Here is a 20,216-nt window from a genome sequence, read left to right on the forward strand (position 1 = left end):
GCCACAACATCCCGCACCTTCGCGTCATCTTCTGCTTTTTCTGTCTCGGGCTTGCTGCGCTTGAGAAATTCGATCGCCATTGCTCTTATCCTTGATTGTCGGGCCGGGGCGGCGTTTTTTCGCCCCGGTCATAGCTTTCCCAGCCTTCGCCGTTGAACACATCAACGCCCAGCTGGGCCAATACATGCGGAAAATCGACCATCACCCAGTTGTCCGAGATCTTGCCGTCTTCGACTTTCCAGAAATCCATGTAGCGGATTTCAATTCGTTTTCCTGTGGGCGCGACGCCCATGAAGTCGCCGGAGTGTGTGGCCTCCTGCCGGCCAAAGGCCGCAGCCCATTCGCCCATGTAAAGGCGGGCCTCATCCACACAGACCTTGTCCGAGAACGCCGCCTGAAAGGGGCGCTGCCAGTTGTCCTGAAATTGTTTCAATCCGGTTTTGGTGCCGCAACCGGTGTTGCCCATCCAGCGAAAGCTTTCTTGAAAGAATGCGCCGATGCCATCAATCGTATGGTCATTCAGCCCATCCACCATGCCTTCGATAACGGCGCGGGTCTCGTCAGTTTTACTCAGGTCCGTATCACGGCTCAGCACGGCTTGTTCGGGTCGGGATCCTTTCATGGGATCATCCTTTCTTGCATAGGTTTCAGATCAGCACGCGCCGATCCTGCCTATGAAGTCCCGCGGCATCCGGTTCAGGGCCGGATGCCGGGTTGTTGCCCCATGTCGTGCCTTGCTGCTCATCAGCCTTTCACCGCACCGGCGGTCAAGCCGCTGACGATCTGGCGTTGGAAGACCATCACCAGCAGGAACAGTGGCGCGGTGATCGACACCGCCGCAGCCACAGCGACCACTTGGTCGGTGGTGGTGGTTTCGCGGTTGAACATACCTGCAATCGCCGGAACCATGGTTTGGTTGCTGGCATCAAGCAGCAGCGAGGTCACGAGGAAGTCGTTATAGGCCAGCAAGAAGCTGAAGAGACCTGTCGTGATCACCCCCGGCCACATCACTGGCATGATCACCAGACGGAAGGCTTTGAAGTGTGAACAGCCGTCCACACGTGCCGCCTCGTCCAGATCCGCAGGGATGTTGGAGAAGAAGCTGCGCAGCATCCAGATCGTAAAGGGCTGGTTGATCGCCACCAGAACCGCAATCACCGCGATGGGCTTGCCGTAAAGTGTGGGCGCGTTTTCACCCAAGATCGGGGCCAGCCATTCAGAGGAGCTGATGAACACAGGCAGGTAGCCTGCCACCAGAACCGAATGCGGCAGTGCGCGGAAAATAAGTGCGATGATCAGCAGCCAGAAGGCCAGAACCGAACCGGACCGCGCCAGACCGTAGCCAGCCAATGTCCCAACCGTCAAAGAGACAGTCACAACGCCCGCTGTCACGATCAGCGAGTTGGCAAAGTTATTGGCAAAGCCGCGTTCGAACCAAACGGTGTAATAGTGTTCCGTGGTTGCGCCCAGAACGGCAGTGCCAAGCGGGCCAAGCAGCGGGTTCACCACATTGCTGACCACGGGAAAGACACCGAGGAACAAAAAGATCACGGCAACCCCCGCCAGCGCGGCGGCAATGATCCAGCCCAGCACCAGCCAACCGCCGGGAGAGTGGCGTTCGACCAGTGCGGGCAACCGCTGCATGCAGAGGCGGATCACAAAATAGATCAGCACCACACCAAACACGATATCAAACAACGAGAGCCCGTTGCCCTTGGCCACCGTTTCGGGGCCGAAGATCACGTTCAATGGGTTGCTGTCGAAGGCATCCACGGGGGATTTGAAGCTCATCACCGTGATCCAGAAGATCGGGAAGGCGGCGATCACACTCCAGATGGCCAGAAAACTGCCTGACGCGATCTTGAGTGATGTCGGTTGTTGAAGGGCGCGAGCAGTCATTAGTGGGTCCCCCGATGGTCGCGCCAGGTGCGCTTGAGAAGTGGCACGAGCAGGATCGCAATCCCGATCATTGTCAGCATGGCCGAGGCCGATGCCCGTGAAACAGAGCGGTTGCCTGCCTGATCCGGCACAAGGAAGTCATAGGTCAGCCATTGCAGGGAAATCACGTAGCCCTGGCTGCTGAAGCCGACGATCTCTTCGAAGGCGCGGTAGCAATCCATCAGGTGAATGATGGTCACAAAGATGATCAACGGCATCAGATGCGGCACGATGATCAGGCGCAGACGCTGCCAGCGGCTTGCCCCGTCGATCACGGCGCTTTCGAGGCTGTCTTGGTTCACCGTCTGGAGGCCAGCGTAGAAGATGATCGCGGCAAAAGGCGCGACGTGCCAGACGCGGTAGAACATCATCATCAATTCGATGGTCCAGGCCTGCGCAAAGAGCGCCAGATCCTTGGCCGTCCACCATTCCAGAAAGGCGGTCAGAATACCGTCACCTCGGAACAGCCAGTTGATCGACAGCGCGCCAATCACAGGGGTCACAACGAACGGCAACAGCGAGATAAAGATCACCGGCCCGCGAATGGCGCGGCTGGCGTTGTTGATGCACAGCGCGATCAGCAATCCGGTGCCAACAACAAGTGGCAGGGTGACCAGCGTAAACATCAGGGTAAAGCGCAGAGCTTTCCAGAAATCAATGGTTTGCAACTTGCTCCAGGCCCCTTCGGACACAGCGGCCCAGAAACGGTCCAGCTCAAGCACGTTGCGGTAGCTTTGAAGTCCGACAAAGGTGGTTTCGGTGATCACCTCGCCATGTTCATCCAGCTCCGGGATGGTTTGGGTTTCCAACGTACAGGTCTGGGTCAGGAACCCCGGCGTGCAAGTCTCAACCTCGATGGTTTTGTAGATAGGCTGTGTCAGATTAAAGCTTTGCCAGAACACCGAGATCAGCGGGAAAGCAATAAAAATCAGCATTATCAATACGGACGGGCCGACAAATGCGGCGAATGTCTTGAACTTCATGCGACCTCCCTTTCCGGTATTCGGCTGTTTGTTAATTTAGTTGGTTTGGGAAATCGGGGCCGCCCGCAAAAGGCGGCCCCGCAACCGGATCAGTCGATCAGGCCGGATTCTTTGGCAGCTGTTTTGTAAGCTGCTTCGATGTCTGCAAGCGCAGTTGCTGCGTCTTTTGCACCGGTCAGGTAGTCGGAGATCCCGTTACCCAAAGAGGTGTGCATGATGCCCATCGGGCCGGACGCAGGGTAAGGCTTGGCACCTTTTTGTGCGGTCGCCGCAGCGCCGGCTGCCAGTGGACCAGGCTCATAGCCTTTGATCAGCCAAACAGCCGCGTCGTTGTTGGCTTTGACGACTTCCTCGTCCATGCCTTCCATCGCAACGCGGAATGCCGCTTCGGCTTCTTCGTCAGTGATGTTGGAGGCGATTACGATACCGTCCCACCAGATCGAGGAGGCAGGTGCAGCAGAACCCATTGGCGCAGCGGCCATTTTGACTTTGCCGACAACTTGGCTTTCCGCTTCGTCATCCATTGCGCCGCCGCGGCTGGCCCAGAGGTTCGCCATGGCGATTTTGCCCTGCTGGAACTGCTGCTGAACGTAGGTGGAATCGGACACAAGGTATTCTGGATCCATGTAAGCGGTCAGAGCTTTGAGTGTCTCAAGAGACTTGATGCCCTTTTCGTTGTTGATCGTTGGCATGTTGTTGCCGTCGATGAACGAACCGCCCTCGCCCAGATACATGTTGATGAACTCTTCGCCGAGGTTCCAACCTGTCTTGAATGTGCCGCCCAGCGGATAGTCAACAACGCCTGCCGCTTTGATTTTCTCGGCCGCGGCCAGCACTTCGTCATAGGTGCCCGGAACAGCGATGCCCAGATCATTCAGAATGTCTTCACGGAACATCAGGTGCTGGTTGTTCACCATCATGGCAATCGCCATGATCTTGCCATCCACAGTGATCTTCTGGTTTGGCGTCAGGTTCTGGCCATATTTGGCAACCAGATCATCCAACGGACGGATCGAGCCGCTTGTCAGCAGCGGGATCATGGTGGAGTTGGCAACGCCGCCAATGTGATACAGCGATGGGTTCGCAGCAAAGGCTTCTGGCTGCTTTTCGCGGAAGTCCTGGTCGAGGTTTGCTTCGACGTTGCCGCATTCTGCCATCGCGTCTGTGACGGCTTTCCACGCTTCAAAGCCCGCAGACAGCGAACGTACTTCGACAGTGTTTTCAAACGCACAATCAGCAGCAACAATGCTGCCTGCAACGCTCATTACACCTGCCATGAGGATTGTCTTGAGTTTCATTTGGTTTTCTCCCTGTAGATAAAGCCGCGCCTTTTAGGGCGCGGTTCGGTTTGCCGGAGGATCAATCCTCCAGCCGTGCCCCTGTTTCTGCATCAAACAAGTGGCAGTGATCTTGAGGTATCGTGATCGACACCATATCGCCGATCTCGGCGCGGAATGTCTTGTCCGCCCGGGCACTGACCAGCGCACTGCCGATCCGGACGCTGACCATGGTCGCGTCGCCCAAAAGCTCCAGCGTGTAGATCGGCGCGTTGATATTGCCGCCCTCTGCCGAAACTGTCGCATCTTCTGCGCGGAAGCCCAGAGTGATCGGGCCATCCTTGGCCGTCAGGCCCGGAATGTTGGTGTGCTTGGCCGTAAAGGCGCCGCCCGCGATCTCGCCGTCGATCAGGTTCATCGCCGGGTTGCCGATAAAGCTGGCGACGAAGGTGTTGGCCGGACGGTCATAGATGTCTGTCGGGCTGCCAACCTGCTGAACAATCCCCTTTTCCATCACCACAACCCGGTCCGCGAGGGTCATCGCCTCGATCTGGTCGTGGGTCACGTAAATGGTGGTCGCCGCCAGCTCGTGGCTGAGGTTCTTGATCTGCGCACGGGTAGACACCCGCAGCTTGGCGTCGAGGTTGGACAGAGGTTCATCCATCAAGAACACGTTTGGCTCACGCACAATGGCACGGGCCAAGGCCACACGCTGGCGCTGACCACCTGAAAGTTCGGCCGGCTTGCGGTGCAGGAACTCGTCGAGTTCCACCATCGCGCTGGCACGCATCACTTTTTCATTGTGGGTTGAGGCATCGACCCCCCGCACCCGCAATGGAAAGCGGATGTTCTCATAGACGTTGAGATTGGGATAAAGCGCGTAACTCTGGAACACCATCGCCACGTCGCGGTCTTTGGGTTCCAGATCATTTACCACCTGACCGTCGATCAGGATCTCACCATCGGTGGGATCCTCCAGACCTGCGATCATGCGCATGGTTGTTGTTTTGCCGCAGCCCGAAGGCCCCAGCAGAACCAGAAATTCACGATCCGCAATCGTCAGATCGAATTTATTGACACCTATGAAGGCACCCCATCGTTTTGAAACGCCGGACAATTTGATTTCGGCCAAAGCGATCTCCCCCCGCAATGATGTTTTTGCATACGTTTGCAACAAGGGTAGACATGTGACCTACCTTACGGCAAGTTCTTTTTCGCAAACGTATGCAAAAAACTGAACCACAGGCTTATAACGTGTTAACATTTAAAGAAGAAAAGCGCCTCGTCCGCGCCCACCATGCCGCCCTCATTTCGGCAGATCCAGCGAAAATCGGCGAATCGATGCAGCGTGATGTTGCCGAAGATTATCTCTGGCGCGGCTTCCATCCCTTTGGGCTTATCAACGGCGCAGAGACCGTCGCCGCCCGCTTTTGGGAGCCCCTGCGCACTGCCCTCACCCGGATGCAAAGGCGCGAGGATATCTTCTTTGCCGGCACCAACGAAATGGACGGCTTCAAAGGGGTCTGGGTGGTGTCGATGGGCCATTTGGTAGGGCTGTTTGATCAGACGTGGCTGGGCATCAAACCCACCAACAAGATGGCGTTCCTGCGGTATTGCAGCTTTGACCGGGTCGAGAATGGCAAAATCACCGAAACAGCCATGTACTTCGACATTCCACACCTGATGACCCAGGCCGGGCAATGCCCCTTCCCCTCACAAACGGCCTTTCATCTGATCCAGCCCGGACCGATGACCCACGATGGGTTGTTGCTTGACGATCAGCCCGATGAGGAAGGCGCAGCCACCCTTGCCGCCATCAACGCGATGATCAGTGATCTGGGCCAGTGGAAATCCGGCCTGACCCTTGAGGACGAGCTGGCCCGCACGTGGCACGACGATATGATCTGGTGGGGACCAGAGGGGATCGGCGCAACCTACACCATTGAACGCTATGCCAAACAACACGCGGGCCCGTTCCGCGCCGGATTTACCGACCGCGCCAAGACCAAACATATCGCCCGATTGGCTGAGGGCCACTATGGCGGCTTTTTCGGTTGGCCCAATTTCACCGCCCGCCCAACAGGCGGCTTTATGGGACTGCCCGGCAGCGACACCAGCGGCGAATTTCGGGTGATCGATATCTACCGCCGCGACGGTGACAAACTGGCCGAGAACTGGATCTTCATCGACCTGCTGCATTTCTGGAAAACCCAAGGTCGCGACTTTCTGGCCGAAGCCACAGGGCAGAGCACATGAGAATAGACGCGCACCATCATCTTTGGGATCTCGGCGCGGTGCATTACCCTTGGCTTATGGCCAAGGGGGTGGAACGGTTCTTTGGCGACCCCGCCCCGATCCAACGTGACTATCTGCTGGACCAGTTTCGCAAGGATGCCGCCGGATTTAACGCCTCAGTCCATATTCAGGTTGGCGCCGCCGATAGCATCGCCGAGGCTGGCTGGGTGCAGATGGTGGCGGACAATGCGCCGGACTGGCCTTTGGCGCAGGTGGTGTTTTGCGATCTGACCGCCCCCGACCTCGACGCGCAGCTGGATCATTTCCAGACGCTCAGCACCCTGCGCGGTGTGCGGCAGATCGTTGGCCGCGCCCCCGGCGAGGACGCTGTGACCGGCACCAACGATCTGCTGGACAACCCCGCGTTTGCCAAAGGGCTTGCGCTGGCAGGCAAACGCGGGTTGTCCTTCGATCTGCAACTCATCCCCGAGCTTTATGATGGCATGGCACAGGTGCTCGATCACGCGCCAGACGTGCCTGTGGCCCTGTGCCATGCCGGATCGCCCCATGACCGCAGTGCCGCGGGCATCGCCGCATGGGCCAAATCCCTGCGCCGTCTGTCCGAGCGCCCGCAGGTGACGTGCAAACTGTCCGGTTTGGGGATGTTTGATCACAACTGGACCGCAGACAGCATCCGCCCGATCATCGAGACATGTCTTGATCAATTTGGCCCGAACCGCTGTATGTTCGGATCGAACTTTCCTGTAGATTCGCTCTACTCCGATTATGAAACGCTGATCGACGCTTATGAGGCGATCGTGCCAACAGACGCCAAACAGGCGGTCTTTGGCAGCACCGCAGCAGGTTTTTACAGCCTCAAATAGGGCCGCGCGGCCACTGGATGCTTGTGCCAATGGGCATGGGCGGTTAGAGCATGAGCTGACTTTTTGACCATCAAGGACATCGCTCATGACTGCTTCCGCCCAATTCCAAGACCGCATGTTGTCGCTGGGCCTTGCCCGCGTTTCCGAAGCCGCCGCACTGGCCTCGGCCAAGCTGGTTGGCAAGGGCGACGAAAAAGCGGCGGATCAGGCGGCGGTGAATGCCATGCGCGAGCAGCTGAACCTGCTGGACATCGCCGGTGTTGTGGTGATCGGCGAAGGCGAACGGGACGAGGCGCCGATGCTGTACATCGGCGAAGAGGTCGGCACCGGCAACGGGCCGGGCGTGGATATCGCGCTGGATCCGCTCGAAGGCACCACCTTGACTGCCAAGGACATGCCCAATGCCCTGACCGTGATCGCCATGGGCCCGCGCGGATCCATGCTGCATGCGCCAGACGTTTATATGGAAAAGCTGGCGATTGGACCCGGTTATGAAACCGATGTTGTGACCCTGTCCATGTCCCCCGGAGAACGGGTTGAGGCATTGGCCAAAGCAAAAGGCTGTGACGTGGCAGACATCACTGTCTGCATTCTGGAACGTCCACGCCACGAGGCGATGATCGCCGAAGTCCGCGCCAAAGGCGCCGCAATCCGTCTGATCACCGATGGCGATGTGGCCGGTGTGATGCATTGCGCCGATCCGGACACTGGCATTGATATGTATATGGGCGATGGCGGCGCACCTGAGGGTGTTCTGGCCGCGGCGGCCCTGAAATGTATGGGCGGACAGATGTATGGCCGCCTCTTGTTCCGCAACGATGACGAACGGGGCCGTGCCGCCAAGGCAGGTATCACCGATCTGGACCGGGTCTATAGCCGTGATGAGATGGTGACCGAAGACGTGATCTTTGCCGCAACGGGCGTCACAGGCGGTACTTTGCTGCCCGGTGTGAAACGCGAGCCGGGCTGGATGACCACCGAAACATTGATCATGCGGTCCAAAACCGGATCGGTGCGGCGGATCAATTACCGCACCCCTGTCGAGACCCACTAAGCCCCTGTGATGGGCGCGGCCTTGGGACGCTCCGCGGGGAGGTTTAAGGGCCAAATGAAGTTGAAGGAGGCGAGCGCGTGCATTTTCTAGGCGTAGAGGCTTCTTTGACCGGCAGACGCTGGGTTGGACCCGGCGTCGAAGTGGAACGCGCTTCCGAGCTGATCTTGCAGCGCAGCGCCCTGCCCATGGCGGTCTGTCAGGTTCTGGCGCGGCGCGGCGTGCCCGCGGAAGAGGCCGAGGCGTTTCTGGCCCCGGCCCTTCGTGATCTGCTGCCGGATCCACGATCCCTGAAAGATATGGAACAGGCCGCAACGCGGTTTCTGTCAGCCCTGAAGAACCGCGAAAAGATCGCGGTCTTTGCCGATTACGATGTGGATGGCGGCAGCTCTGCCGCACTGCTGCTGATTTGGCTGCGACAGATGGGCCATGATGCGACACTTTATGTGCCCGACCGGATTGATGAGGGCTATGGCCCCAACGACGAGGCCATGGCGGCGCTGGCGGCGGATCACGATCTGATCATCTGTGTGGATTGCGGGACGTTGTCTCATGGCCCGATTGCCGCAGCCAAAGGCGCGGATGTGATTGTGCTGGATCACCACCTGGGCGGCGAGACATTGCCCGATGCACTGGCCGTGGTGAACCCGAACCGGCAGGACGAAGACGGCGCCTGTGCGCATCTATGTGCGGCGGCGGTGGTGTTCCTGATGTTGGTGGAGGCCGGGCGACAACTGCGCGAGGTACACGTCAAAGGTCCGGACCTGATGGCGATGCTGGATCTGGTGGGGCTGGCGACCGTGGCAGATGTCGCCCCGCTGACCGGAGTGAACCGCGCCTTTGTCCGGCAAGGTCTGCGGGTGATGGCACGGCGTGAGCGGCCCGGGCTGGCCGCGCTGGCCGATGTGGCGCGGATGGACACGGCGCCAACCGCCTATCACCTTGGGTTCCTGTTGGGGCCGCGGATCAACGCCGGCGGGCGGATCGGGCAAGCCGATCTGGGCGCACGGTTGCTGGCCTCTGATGATCCGCATGAAACGGCCGCCTTGGCCGAAAGGCTGGATACGTTAAACACCGAACGCCGAGAGGTCGAAGCCTCTGTGCGAGCCGCCGCGCTGGACCAAGCCGAAGACCGTGGGTTTGACGCGCCACTGGTCTGGGCCTCCGGCCCCGGTTGGCACCCCGGCGTTGTGGGCATTGTGGCATCGCGCCTGAAAGAAGCCTCCAACCGCCCCTCTATTGTCATCGGCATCGAGGACGGCATCGGCAAAGGATCAGGCCGGTCCGTATCCGGCATTGATCTGGGCGCACCTATTCAACGGCTGGCCGCCGAAGGGTTATTGATCAAAGGCGGCGGTCATAAAATGGCCGCCGGGTTGACGGTCGCGGAAGACAAGCTGGACGCGGCGATGGAACGCCTTGGCGAATTGCTGGCCAAACAGGGCGCACATCTGGCTGGACCTGCGGATCTGTCGGTGACCGGCTTGATGATGCCGGAGGCCGCAACCGTGGAGCTGACCGAGATGATCGAACAGGCCGGCCCCTTTGGATCTGCCGCCCCTGCCCCGCGCTTTGTCTTTGCCGAAATGAAGATCTTTTTTGCCAAACGGGTTGGCGAGAGCCACCTCAAGATCAGCTTTGGCGATGGGTTGGGCACCAAGATGGACGCCATCGCTTTTGGTGCCTTTGACGGCCCCCTTGGGCCTGCACTTGAGAATCACGGCGGTGCGAGGTTCCACCTCGCAGGGCGTCTGGACATCAATGCGTGGCGCGGCCGCCAGAGCGTTCAACTGCGTTTGGAAGATGCTGCACGGGCCTAAAGTCTGGCCGCACTCAAGTTTTTTCATTTTGTGTGAAATTTCTGCTTGCGGGTCCAGACGCCTTTGCTTAAAGAACCGCTCACAGACAGTGGCCCGTTCGTCTATCGGTTAGGACGTCAGGTTTTCAACCTGAAAAGAGGGGTTCGACTCCCCTACGGGCTGCCACTTACCCAAAATATCTGTCTGATCACAGACACTTAGATTATCAAGTGCCCCACGATCTTCTGACCGTGGTACACGTTCGTTTCCACGTCCTGCCTCAACTCGTTCAGCGGCTTTCTTTGCAAGACGCTCCCTATCCACAAGTTTGGTGTAGATTGCCGCCGTCTTTGGGTCTGAATGAGATAGACACGCCATAACCTCGTAGACGGTCCCTCCTTGTTCAGCAATTTCTTGAGCCTTAGCCTTGCGAATACCATGCTGAGAACGATTTGCTTTCTTTGAAACCTCACCAAGTTCATTTTCGATCAGGTCATATAGACCAGCTTGAATAATCCACTTTCTGACGCGGTTATCTAGGCTGCCAGAAGAGGCAAAGGGCTTCCCATAGTCTGTGCTTAGAAAGGTTTGATCGTCATCCAAAACCGTAGCAAGTTCTTCCAATAACTCCTCAGACAATGGTACCTTTACTGGCTGGGAACCACGCTTTTTGGGTTGCCAAGCTAGAAACATGCGATCTTCTTCAAGTCGCAAATGCTGAGGCCCTAGCGAGAATGTATCGCCGATCCGGCCAGCCGTATCGAAAGCAAGCAAGAACCATCGCCTTGCCATGGTCCCAGCCCCATGTTGTCTCAGAAATTGTTCCCGATCCTCTTTTGACCAAGGCTTTGCTCCACCTTTGGGGCGGTGATTGCTCCTAATTTGAAAGACCTTGCTGTTCTCTGGATAGCCATAATCTTCACCCCATTTGTAGACAGCGCGCAGTGCCTTCAGGCATGTGTCTGCAGCACCAGTCCGAGGCCCGAAAGAATCTCGAATTGCAACAAATGCTTCTCGTGGCAAATCTGCTTTCAATGACCCAATCCGTAAGCCCTTTGGCGAGAGGCAGCCGCATGCCTGCGAGAGGCCCCTTTGTCGGCTGCTAACAGTCTGTAGGGAGAGGTTGCCAGCTATGACCTGCTGATCCATCCAAAGGATGAAGCGATTGCACATTTCATCAAGTGTGCCACGCATTACTTTTGTTTGCGGCAGGGCTTCGAGTTTTCGACCTTCACGCCCAGCTAAATAGTGCATGCGAAAGTCATCGTGATCGGGCCCAAATGGCAATGAAATTTTCTTGGTTTTATTGCCCTCGACTCGAACACGCCACCGTGTCGTCCCTGCTGGTGTCCTTTCGCGGCACAGCCCAGAATAATCTGATGAATGCTTCATATTGCTTCCTCCCAAGACAACGGTTCTTGATCATGATCAAGGTTAGCAAACGAACCAACGTTTGATACCAAGCCACTCTCATAGAATTCAAATCGCATGCTGCCATCAGCCAAAAATTCCATTGATGACGGCTGTAGGCCAGATTCAGTCACTCCCAAGATGGCGTTCCTAACTGATGCTTTCGTGAGACGGGCTGCAGGCATATCAGCATCCCCCCTGTGCATTAGTTGATCTGAGTATTCTTAGACTTACAAAAATTTCTGCGGTTGCCCTGAACAACAGAACATGGACTTTTCTTGCTTTCGCCAGAGCATGTTCAACACAGCTATAAATTTGAGAGTTCAGTACCAGTTCTTGAGTGTAGTTGTATCGCAGCGGAAATATATCAAAATGCATTTAATCATCTATTCTCCCTTCAAGGTTTCAAAAAGCCAATCAAAACTGATCAACCGTAAAAGCCTCCAATATCAAAATAATAAATGCCTCAATGACATAACACACAAACAGATCACAACGGACCTGCATTCTCAAATGGAGGGGGGTCTCAGATAGATGAAATATGCTGACCAATCCTTGGGCAGGATTGAATCTGAGATATGGATTTCTAACATACGCTTCATGCAAAGTCAAGAAAAATCGAACTCCGCGTCTAGAAATATCTTTTAATTTTAATGCTTTACCTGTGAATCGGCATCTAGAGGCACAATCATGTGCTGGATGAATGCAAGATCACCTGCATCCTTCGGCGGGGTACCATAAGGATACCTGCCATAGGGATCAGCGTCAGCAGCTTCCTTGCCCCACTTCTTAAGTGAGAATGGCGGATTGGCAATGACCCGATCAAAAACCATCAGTTCACCGCCTGAGATGTGCTGAGGGTCACCAAGGGTATCACCTTTGCTAATATCAGCGTTGAAGACACCATGCAGGAACATGTTCATCTTTGAGATTGCCCATACAGGGATAGGTTCTGAGGGTTATTACCGTGTTCAATCAGATAGTTTCTGATCTGTATCAACATGCCACCAGAATCGGCTGTTGGGCCATAAACACGCATACCGGCTGTGGTTTTCATGATATTTGATGCGCTATTATGAACGTAAGGCCTAGTCTACTTCAAAAACAGTCTGAGAAATGCTGCTAGGTTGGCATACCGGTCTAAATGATGAATGCTAACTAAACGGCGAAGCTGTGACGCAGTATTTCAAGGAAAGGGGAGGCGACATGGGACAGACAGATTTACCAGACGCTGGATTTCTTTCTGGGGCTTCAACTGAGTTGCGGAAAATGCTGAGAGAACAGGCCACTGAAATCCCATTGCAGGCTGGCGAGGTTTTGTTTGAGCAGGGTGACAAAGGAGATGCCCTGTTTGCTGTCGTAGCAGGATCACTTGAGATTAGTGTGTTGGCGCAGAACGGACGAAAGCTTGGTCTGGCGGTAATGCGACAGGGCGAACTATTCGGGGAGATAGCATTGTTTGACCCAGGTGACCGCACCGCAACAGCAACTGCACTTGAACCTTCAAATGTGTTGCGAGTTAGAAATACAGACGTGCTTGACCAAATTCGTAAGGAACCCGAACTCGCTGTTGATATGATTCATTTGGCAGGTCAGCGCATGCGGTGGATGGGACGGCAGGTTAATGAGCAAGTGTTCTTACCTATGCCAACCAGATTGGCGCGAAAAGTGTTGTACCTATCCCCTGAGCCGACAAATAGTCTAAAAAAACTCAAGCTGTCACAAACCGAACTCGCAGAATTTGTAGGGGCAACACGTGAAGCTGTCTCAAAAACGCTGGCCGTGTGGAAACGCATTGGTTTGGTTGAAGTCTCTAGGGATGGACTCACAGTGTTGGATCGCGCCGCACTAACAGTGCTTGCTGACCCAGATCAGATTTAATTTCATCCTGTGTGATCTGGTTCACTGACGTCAGAGACTGTCTGCTGCAATCTGTAGTCAGACGATCAAATATAAGACCTCCACTCTCCATAACCCTGCATAAAAGGACCACTCCGATGACCCCGCACCGCATCAGTGAAACCATATCCAACGCAAAAGCTAGATTGTTTGCCGCTGTAGTAGTTTCCATTGGATGGGTTGTCGCCGCAGACTACCAGTTCCGCGAAACTCAGTCGCTGATTGACGCGCAGGGTAACCATTTCTGAACTCCTACCAAAACCTATAGATCGCCACCACAGATTCAGGAATCATCTCCGCTGCTTGTTCCAAAGCCTGATCCAGTTGTTCCTGTGGAATCCCCATCACTGAGTTACCATTGTCATCTAGCAGGTGAACCATCATGGGAGTGATGAGTTGGCCACCAGTGCCGCTCTCTGTGAGTCTCAGCCATTGTTTAGGCCTAAGAGACACTGCCTGCATAAAGCCTTCGCACCAGTCCATCGCAATCACATGACCTTCCTGAGCCTGCCAAAAGATCGGTTCAACCTCAGGCGGATCAAAAGTAAGGCCTTGGATGATGCTGCCATAGATCAGAGAAATGCTCTGCAAAACCCAATCAGGCAGGTCATCTGGTGATCCTCCTAATGCGATTGGTAACCACTCATCAGCATGGATTTGGACGGGTGAACAAGCCACCCCATGCAAAAAGCCATCCAGATCAGACAGCATCATGCAATCATCAGGGCTGTCATCTGAGGACAGGTAAGAATCTAGGCTCTCAAGATCAGTCATACTGGCGCATCCATGCTGCTTCACGCAGACAGTTAAATCTGCATAGTTGAGGTCTATCTTTATGTTAGAGGAAGTTTCTAAACTAGAGTGTTTTGAATGCACAAAGGCTTGGAAGCGATATCCATTTTCTGCCCCAAGCGTCCCAACAGCGCATTACTGCCATTGACATCGGTTGGTTTTCTGCAAGTTTTCCACAAATCTTTCTAGATAGGTGCTTAAACCAGATGCAGGTTAGTGTTCGCGACAACAATGTTGATCAGGCTCTTCGGGTCTTGAAGAAAAAACTTCAGCGCGAAGGCGTTTTTCGTGAGATGAAACTCAAGCAACATTTTGAGAAGCCGTCAGAGAAAAAGGTGCGCCAGAAAGCCGAAGCAATGCGCCGCGCTCGTAAGCTGGCGCGAAAAAAGATGGAACGCGAAGCCTAAGGCTGTCCATTCTGTTTCTTTGATTTTGGCGGAGTGTAGGTTCCGGCCCTGTTGAACAGGTTCGCTGACCCTTTAACTGTATCTCGGAATGGACGACATATCGTTCTCTTACTGGGTAAATCATGTCGGACTTTTGAGGCGGTGGAATTGCAGGTTTAAGTTCTCACTCTTGAATGCTCTCAATATACAACGCAAGTGACAAGACCCGCCTTTCAGCAACGTTTTCAGCCTCGTACCGCGCAACATAGTCTTCAGCATCCTGAACAAAACGCTGGCCCCATATTGGCATGTCTCCTCCATGGGCGCGAATTCGGGAGCGGCCATCAATGAACATCATCACGTCATGGAGTGGAAAGGTCCCATCATTGCTGGCTGAAAGTTTTGTTAGGTCACTGACCTGCACCTTTAGCAAATCCGCCATCGGTCCATCGCCTTTTCCAGAAGCGCCGTGGCAGGAAACACATGCTCTCATGTAATCACGTTTGCCTGTAGCCTCTTGTGCAGTTGCAGGGCTGGTGAAAAGCAAAGTTGATACGGCCAATGCCAAGAATCTGACGCAGTTTGACATTTACTCTCTCCCAATGATTTGCACCCACAGTTCAGAATGGGCCACGGCATGTTCTATCTATCAACCCACAAGTATCCTGCATTGATTTGGGTCAATCTGACCTGAGAATCGAACGTGGGAAACTAGGGGCGACTTTGTGCCGTTTTGGACGCCAGAAAAGTTATCTGCATCCAAACTGCTTTTTGAAAGCTTCTACTCTTGCAAGGCTGGTTCGGGAACTTTGGCCGCAGTGCTTTTCGCATGGTACACCGTCATTATCACCATCAGCCCTTCTGTAACCACAAACACACCACTGATAGATCGCCTCCTTACAGCTTTTAACTTTCCCACATGTCTTGCCGCAGGAATAACTCTGAGCCAACAAAATAGGACTGCTTGTAGGCAACGTGACCTCTTGAGCAACCAGCAAGTTTGGCACGTCCAAAAGGAGAAAAAGCAATGCCAGAAGACTGGATAGCTGCACAGGGTATTTCATTTCGCCATCAAACCAAGAAAGGATCATCCAGCACCCCCACCAGAGGCATCAAAAACTCACCATTTTCTGCATCAAGTGCATCAGCATAGAAACCGTCAATAGCAGCTACGGCAGCGTTAGTGCCCCCTGCGCTACCATCAAAAAGGGCCATGGCAGCAGATGCGTTTGCAGTGTCTGACATGCCCTTATGAACCGCAAAATAGGCACCAATGTCTGTCTTTGTTTCTAGGAAGGCTTGATCGGCGATTTGCTGATCTACAAAATCTTGACCAAGTTCAGGTTTGAGGTCTGATTTAGCCCCTTGCAACACTTGCAGAATAAATTGATCGCGGCTGACATTTCCTGAATCAAGTTGACCAACCCAGAAATCTATACCTGCTTGATCAGGTGTCCTGCCCAAAACATTGTTGTAAACTGTGGTCGCAAATACGTCATTCGCAGTGCCAACAGGATAGGTTGCTAGTGTCTCATCTTGTGGACCAAACAGGGCGGCCATCTCATCCAGCGTTAGACCATTGGCAAATTGCGTTCCCCAAAAGTTCAGACCAACGGCATCAGGTGCACGGTTAAAGTAGGCGATATAGAGTTCAATGAAGCTTTCTAACTGCGCAGGAGTTAGACCTGCTGGACCGGCAAAAACATCGAGGTTGAACGGGCTACCAAACAGATCAGTGTCAAAATCTAAGAACTCAATGTCGATGAGCGTGTCAGTGCCATTTCCATCTGCTCTACGATCAGTAACGGATGTACCTGTTGGGCTGAGAGCCAGTGTGTAACTAGTTTGGTTGCCTGAGTAGACAGCGGTATCAGCACCTTCGCCACCGTCGATTAGATCGTTGCCGCCGAAACCCTGCAGAGAATTTGCGAGCCTGTTGCCATGAATTTCGTCTATATGCGGGCTACCACTTACGTTCTCAATATCACCCATCAACCATACAAGTTCCCGTGGCGCGTTGGGAATACCATCTTCATAGTCTGATGATGGAAGAGCGACACCAGTCAGTACAGGGTTAATGTCCGAGAGGATCGTGTTGGGCAACTCAACATACCAACCCTCTTGTTGATTAGTAATGTCTATCCAATCTACGCCTGAAGGGTCCCAAATCGTATAGTATAGATCAGCATCAGCAATTTCGTGTGTGGTATCACCCGCATCAATGGTAAGATTTGCGCCATACAAGTATTGCAAACCAAAAACGTCCAATAACATCGGAGTTGCAGGGTCGAACGAAAAATCATTTGTTAACTCATCATTATAAGACATAACCGAAAACCAATCCTGATTGATATCGGCTAGTCCTAGGTCCGACAGCGTCGGCCGCCCGCTGCCCCCATCATCATGTGTATGCTTCAAACCAAGAGCATGAAACGTCTCATGTAAAATGAGGAAAAATCCTTGTGACCCAGCTTCATAACTTGGAAGAAAGTTACCTTCGGAATTTATGTTGAGAAATATATCACCTGCCGCAACAGCGTTGGGCGAATTAGGAAAGTGTCCGACTGCCCATGAGTCACCAGTTATCAATCCCGTACCGTCAAGAGAAAAAGTGATATCAGACCCAGAGGCCCATGCAGTATCAGGATTGTCAAAATATCCAGTATAAACGAAGTCGATATTCGCATATGCCTCGACAAAGTTAAGAGCCAAATCAATCTGAGTTATGGCATCTGCTGGGGATATCCAAAATTCCCCAAAATAACCATCTGCGAGGGACCAATTAATAACATTGGTTTGGGACAGGTTCCACGCGCCACCTTGCGTGGCGGCATCAACGACCGAGTCTCCTGTGAGGCCAAATGTAAGTGAGGTAAGAAAAGCCATATCTGAAAAACTCCCAATAAACGAGCATCGCCCCTGTCTTACTTGGTCGACTTCATCTTACTTGATAGCATTGATGAAGGAGCCTAGGCAAATGTGCCTTGCTTCCTAGTTGAAACCTCAAACTTCAAACTAACAATACATATCTGACCAACAGAAAATCAGGTCTAGCCAAAGGACTTGGGTTGTGTTGGTCCAGCTGCATTGAGTCAAAATCTGCCCACAAAAGGAAACCAATGAAGATACATGACAAGATTGAACGAAGGTTGGATGCACTTGAATTTGCGTTGAAAAATCAGGAACACATCTCAGAACCTGATAAAGTCTTAGAAATCATCGCCAGTATCACCAAATTCTGGACTGTTCTTGGTGATGAGGACAGGGATTACGTGAATGCTGCAAGATTTGCACTTGAGGAACAGCGTCCTTGGACACCATGACGTCTACAGGTGCCACCTCTTCACCAGACAAGCAGACAATAGAAATTGCGCGGCTCAAAAATGGCAGGATCACCTATGTTATCTTACTCCAACATGGCTACAGCTTTGTTGTTTATGCGGAAACATCTGATGGCTTTAGCTGGGGTCACACTGAAAAGGCGATTCACCGGCTGTACAACAGAACTACATCAATCAGAATAGTCAGAAAGGTTTGGAAAATCGTCAAAACCTACATCTACACCAACAGGCTCAGCTTCTTTGAAATCAGTGCTGGTGATGAAAGCCGTGCAAAACTGTATGAGCGATTTCTGTCAGGACTAAACAGATACAGGGTCATTCGAACTGGCAATTCGTTTTATGTGATGAGGTGTCAGGCAGGTTAATTTTTCCTGTTGTCGCACGAGACGTCACCAAAACGCAAAGTGGATATGTGAGACATAGACCACCAATGGAATGTAGGTTAGCATTCCCATTAACAGTATCTCAATTCTCATGATCCACCTCTTGCCCGTAAGAATTTCAGATATCTCTTGATTGCTACCTCAAGTAATTCTGTGCGGGAAATATACCGGCTTCGATGTTTATCAAGTTCGTTGATTAACCCCTTACTGCATTTGAAGTGAATGGCTTTAGTGCTGTTCATGCCTTGCCTCTTAAAATCCACTGTAAAGTGATATCTACCTCACCACGTTCATCTAACATGAAAAAGTGAGACATTTTACGGATTCTAGCTTTAATATCTAGAAGCTGTTCCTCAATTTGACGTTCGTGAATTTTGGTCTTTTTCAACTTTTGCTTAAGGATCAACCTTTTCTCAGCAAGTTGATAAATCTCGTCATATTCTTTCTGCAATGCTATCTGGGTACTCAAATTTCTTACTCCTATATGTTTTTTTGAGGCACAAAAATTATACCTCTGATGTATTTATCGAATTAGAGAATTTGCTGATTCAATACAGCGGTTAGAATGGAAAGAAAAAATCATATCATGTTGAAATATTTAGATGTATTGCTCTTTAAGTGAGATTTGAATGCAGGCAAGAGTCATGTCTGATATCTATTTGGATTCAATGTTCTTGACTTGCTTCGCGCGTCAAGGTTCTTTCGGCTAAAGCCTTCAATCACAAGTCATATTTGATTCAATAATATTGATTTAGAATAGATATATTTTACGGTTTTTATAGACACACTTCACCTTCCGAAGAAGGAGAGGTGTGTCTATCGGCTTTTACGTATAATGCCTAGATCACATTCCATTAACACAACCTGTATCTCAACAGGAAAGGGCGGCTAGCCTTTCGCCTTTTACATGCGCTTCATCTAACGGTATTTCTAACCAGCCAATGGAACGACTTGATTAGAAAACGAAGGTTGTCTTGCAAACATTGCCTTCATCGTGACGAGAATTTTTTAACAGCGGTTTCGCCTTTGCTGTTTCATTATATATATCTGGAACCTAACTCAATCCGCACCAACAATCCATTCAAGTCTTGCTGTTACTCTACAGGGTTTCCCCACGAGGTTTGTCATCACTCACATTTTCGTTCGAAACGATTTTTTGTTTCATCACTTCTATTTATACAACAAAGCTACACAAGTTTGAAAAAAAGTCACAATTTGCCGACATTTTTTTCTCCGAAAGAGCATCTTTCCATTTGCAAGTATCTAAACTTGGAGAAATCAGCGGTCAATTATTCAAAAACCTCACCTGTTGAGAAAACGATAGGCTCCCAATCGTCTTCTATTGGGAGGGGGTTTTCTTCAGAAATGTACTCAAAGATCATGTGGTTCAAAGCACAAGTCATTGCAACATTCCGCTTCTTACAGGTTTGCTGAAACTGTTGCTTCAGCTGTGTTGGTATCCTGAAATTAAGTAGTTCTGTGTTCTTCATTTGCTCCTTCTCTGCATAAATACTGCCTATTTACATATATTTATAAACAACATGGTTCTGGTGTTCACGCCTAAAATGGAAGGTCGATCAGGCGAATACTTTGCTTAATGCAACTAACAACTCCGGTACACGCAATGAGTTCGATGAATGTTGAGTGGGACTGTCCGTCGTCAGGGATTTTGGAACCAAGAGCGGCTTAAACTAAGTGAGAGTTTGGCTCATCTGGTTAGTGTGATTATGCGGCGTGTTTGCTGTGATGCAAGCGTCGCGTTTCGAGCGTCTTGCGTTTGATCCTTTCGCGTTGTTTTAGAATGGCTTTGTCACGCCCGAAGTAGACATCTGCGGGCG

At 52.4% G+C, this 20,216-nt stretch carries 18 protein-coding genes, 1 tRNA gene and 2 pseudogenes; 10 read left to right on the plus strand and 11 right to left on the minus strand.

The features are described 5' to 3' along the window. Positions 1–85: 85 nt before the first annotated feature. The 5 genes from C8N31_RS19530 to C8N31_RS19550 all read right to left on the minus strand — a co-directional run bounded on the left by C8N31_RS19530 (position 86) and on the right by C8N31_RS19550 (position 5,330). Positions 86–622 carry an ester cyclase gene (locus C8N31_RS19530; RefSeq protein WP_025049945.1) on the minus strand — a complete coding sequence of 179 codons (537 nt, stop codon included), beginning with the start codon at positions 620–622 and terminating at the stop codon, positions 86–88. Positions 623–744: 122 nt separating this feature from the next. After that, positions 745–1,899 carry a carbohydrate ABC transporter permease gene (locus tag C8N31_RS19535; protein WP_025049946.1) on the minus strand — a complete coding sequence of 385 codons (1,155 nt, stop codon included), beginning with the start codon at positions 1,897–1,899 and terminating at the stop codon, positions 745–747. After that, on the minus strand, positions 1,899–2,921 hold the full coding sequence (locus tag C8N31_RS19540) for a carbohydrate ABC transporter permease (RefSeq protein ID WP_025049947.1): 1,023 nt from the start codon (positions 2,919–2,921) through the stop codon (positions 1,899–1,901). Before C8N31_RS19540 ends, C8N31_RS19535 begins: the two co-directional genes overlap by 1 nt. 89 nt (positions 2,922–3,010) lie before the next feature. After that, positions 3,011–4,219, minus strand: a complete 1,209-nt coding sequence (locus C8N31_RS19545) for an ABC transporter substrate-binding protein (protein WP_025049948.1) — start codon at positions 4,217–4,219, stop codon at positions 3,011–3,013. 61 nt (positions 4,220–4,280) lie between these two features. Next, complete coding sequence (locus C8N31_RS19550) at positions 4,281–5,330, minus strand: ABC transporter ATP-binding protein (RefSeq protein WP_025049949.1); 1,050 nt, start codon at positions 5,328–5,330, stop codon at positions 4,281–4,283. Between the two features lie 92 nt (positions 5,331–5,422). Between C8N31_RS19550 and C8N31_RS19555 the strand changes: the two genes are divergently transcribed. The 5 genes from C8N31_RS19555 to C8N31_RS19575 all read left to right on the plus strand — a co-directional run bounded on the left by C8N31_RS19555 (position 5,423) and on the right by C8N31_RS19575 (position 10,353). After that, positions 5,423–6,454 carry an ester cyclase gene (locus tag C8N31_RS19555; protein WP_025049950.1) on the plus strand — a complete coding sequence of 344 codons (1,032 nt, stop codon included), beginning with the start codon at positions 5,423–5,425 and terminating at the stop codon, positions 6,452–6,454. Next, complete coding sequence (locus C8N31_RS19560) at positions 6,451–7,317, plus strand: amidohydrolase family protein (protein ID WP_025049951.1); 867 nt, start codon at positions 6,451–6,453, stop codon at positions 7,315–7,317. The genes C8N31_RS19555 and C8N31_RS19560 overlap by 4 nt, the downstream gene beginning before the upstream one ends. Positions 7,318–7,402: 85 nt before the next feature. Next, on the plus strand, positions 7,403–8,371 hold the full coding sequence (gene glpX, locus C8N31_RS19565) for a class II fructose-bisphosphatase (protein ID WP_025049952.1): 969 nt from the start codon (positions 7,403–7,405) through the stop codon (positions 8,369–8,371). Between the two features lie 77 nt (positions 8,372–8,448). Beyond that, positions 8,449–10,188: a single-stranded-DNA-specific exonuclease RecJ gene (gene recJ, locus C8N31_RS19570; RefSeq protein ID WP_025049953.1), complete on the plus strand. Its 1,740-nt coding sequence runs from the start codon at positions 8,449–8,451 to the stop codon at positions 10,186–10,188. A gap of 90 nt (positions 10,189–10,278) precedes the next feature. Continuing rightward, positions 10,279–10,353, plus strand: a tRNA-Glu gene (locus C8N31_RS19575). A gap of 147 nt (positions 10,354–10,500) precedes the next feature. On the opposite strand, the pseudogene C8N31_RS20740 reads toward C8N31_RS19575, so the two are convergent. Continuing rightward, positions 10,501–11,559 (minus strand): annotated as a pseudogene (locus C8N31_RS20740) (site-specific integrase); the annotation flags it as partial. Between the two features lie 668 nt (positions 11,560–12,227). Further along, positions 12,228–12,634: pseudogene (locus tag C8N31_RS19585) on the minus strand (HsdM family class I SAM-dependent methyltransferase). Between the two features lie 149 nt (positions 12,635–12,783). Here C8N31_RS19585 and C8N31_RS19590 point away from each other — a divergent pair. After that, positions 12,784–13,458, plus strand: a complete 675-nt coding sequence (locus C8N31_RS19590; RefSeq protein ID WP_025049956.1) for a Crp/Fnr family transcriptional regulator — start codon at positions 12,784–12,786, stop codon at positions 13,456–13,458. Positions 13,459–13,574: 116 nt separating this feature from the next. Further along, the gene (locus C8N31_RS20455) at positions 13,575–13,724 is read left to right on the plus strand and encodes a hypothetical protein (protein ID WP_156026920.1); all 150 of its coding nucleotides are present in this window, start codon (positions 13,575–13,577) and stop codon (positions 13,722–13,724) included. Positions 13,725–13,728: 4 nt separating this feature from the next. On the opposite strand, the gene C8N31_RS19595 is transcribed toward C8N31_RS20455, so the two are convergent. Further along, positions 13,729–14,250: a YecA/YgfB family protein gene (locus C8N31_RS19595; RefSeq protein WP_025049957.1), complete on the minus strand. Its 522-nt coding sequence runs from the start codon at positions 14,248–14,250 to the stop codon at positions 13,729–13,731. Positions 14,251–14,474: 224 nt separating this feature from the next. Between C8N31_RS19595 and rpsU the strand changes: the two genes are divergently transcribed. Further along, positions 14,475–14,675, plus strand: coding sequence for a 30S ribosomal protein S21 (rpsU, locus tag C8N31_RS19600; protein WP_025049958.1), 201 nt, complete (start codon positions 14,475–14,477; stop codon positions 14,673–14,675). 163 nt (positions 14,676–14,838) lie between these two features. On the opposite strand, the gene C8N31_RS19605 is transcribed toward rpsU, so the two are convergent. Both C8N31_RS19605 and C8N31_RS19615 read right to left on the minus strand, forming a co-directional pair. Then, positions 14,839–15,222: a c-type cytochrome gene (locus C8N31_RS19605; RefSeq protein WP_231476915.1), complete on the minus strand. Its 384-nt coding sequence runs from the start codon at positions 15,220–15,222 to the stop codon at positions 14,839–14,841. A gap of 503 nt (positions 15,223–15,725) precedes the next feature. Then, positions 15,726–17,540, minus strand: a complete 1,815-nt coding sequence (locus C8N31_RS19615) for a DUF4214 domain-containing protein (RefSeq protein WP_025049960.1) — start codon at positions 17,538–17,540, stop codon at positions 15,726–15,728. Between the two features lie 233 nt (positions 17,541–17,773). Between C8N31_RS19615 and C8N31_RS19620 the strand changes: the two genes are divergently transcribed. Further along, positions 17,774–17,977 carry a hypothetical protein gene (locus tag C8N31_RS19620; RefSeq protein WP_025049961.1) on the plus strand — a complete coding sequence of 68 codons (204 nt, stop codon included), beginning with the start codon at positions 17,774–17,776 and terminating at the stop codon, positions 17,975–17,977. After that, positions 17,965–18,360, plus strand: a complete 396-nt coding sequence (locus tag C8N31_RS19625; RefSeq protein ID WP_146173162.1) for a hypothetical protein — start codon at positions 17,965–17,967, stop codon at positions 18,358–18,360. The genes C8N31_RS19620 and C8N31_RS19625 overlap by 13 nt, the downstream gene beginning before the upstream one ends. A 256-nt stretch (positions 18,361–18,616) precedes the next feature. On the opposite strand, the gene C8N31_RS19630 is transcribed toward C8N31_RS19625, so the two are convergent. Then, positions 18,617–18,847 carry a hypothetical protein gene (locus C8N31_RS19630; protein ID WP_025049963.1) on the minus strand — a complete coding sequence of 77 codons (231 nt, stop codon included), beginning with the start codon at positions 18,845–18,847 and terminating at the stop codon, positions 18,617–18,619. Positions 18,848–20,216: the final 1,369 nt, after the last annotated feature.

This window comes from Sulfitobacter mediterraneus (genome assembly GCF_003054325.1).
In the GTDB taxonomy this organism is placed as follows: Bacteria; Pseudomonadota; Alphaproteobacteria; order Rhodobacterales; family Rhodobacteraceae; genus Sulfitobacter; species Sulfitobacter mediterraneus.

What these genes read in the sequence shown, in the direction of transcription:
- C8N31_RS19555 (WP_025049950.1), top strand. Translation starts at nt 5,423, where the DNA reads ATGCAAAAAACTGAACCACAGGCTTATAACGTGTTAACATTTAAAGAA.
- C8N31_RS19620 (WP_025049961.1), top strand. Translation starts at nt 17,774, where the DNA reads ATGAAGATACATGACAAGATTGAACGAAGGTTGGATGCACTTGAATTT.
- C8N31_RS19560 (WP_025049951.1), top strand. Translation starts at nt 6,451, where the DNA reads ATGAGAATAGACGCGCACCATCATCTTTGGGATCTCGGCGCGGTGCAT.
- glpX (WP_025049952.1), top strand. Translation starts at nt 7,403, where the DNA reads ATGACTGCTTCCGCCCAATTCCAAGACCGCATGTTGTCGCTGGGCCTT.
- C8N31_RS19590 (WP_025049956.1), top strand. Translation starts at nt 12,784, where the DNA reads ATGGGACAGACAGATTTACCAGACGCTGGATTTCTTTCTGGGGCTTCA.
- C8N31_RS19540 (WP_025049947.1), bottom strand. Translation starts at nt 2,921, where the DNA reads ATGAAGTTCAAGACATTCGCCGCATTTGTCGGCCCGTCCGTATTGATA.
- C8N31_RS19545 (WP_025049948.1), bottom strand. Translation starts at nt 4,219, where the DNA reads ATGAAACTCAAGACAATCCTCATGGCAGGTGTAATGAGCGTTGCAGGC.
- C8N31_RS19595 (WP_025049957.1), bottom strand. Translation starts at nt 14,250, where the DNA reads ATGACTGATCTTGAGAGCCTAGATTCTTACCTGTCCTCAGATGACAGC.
- rpsU (WP_025049958.1), top strand. Translation starts at nt 14,475, where the DNA reads ATGCAGGTTAGTGTTCGCGACAACAATGTTGATCAGGCTCTTCGGGTC.
- C8N31_RS19615 (WP_025049960.1), bottom strand. Translation starts at nt 17,540, where the DNA reads ATGGCTTTTCTTACCTCACTTACATTTGGCCTCACAGGAGACTCGGTC.
- C8N31_RS20455 (WP_156026920.1), top strand. Translation starts at nt 13,575, where the DNA reads ATGACCCCGCACCGCATCAGTGAAACCATATCCAACGCAAAAGCTAGA.
- C8N31_RS19530 (WP_025049945.1), bottom strand. Translation starts at nt 622, where the DNA reads ATGAAAGGATCCCGACCCGAACAAGCCGTGCTGAGCCGTGATACGGAC.
- C8N31_RS19535 (WP_025049946.1), bottom strand. Translation starts at nt 1,899, where the DNA reads ATGACTGCTCGCGCCCTTCAACAACCGACATCACTCAAGATCGCGTCA.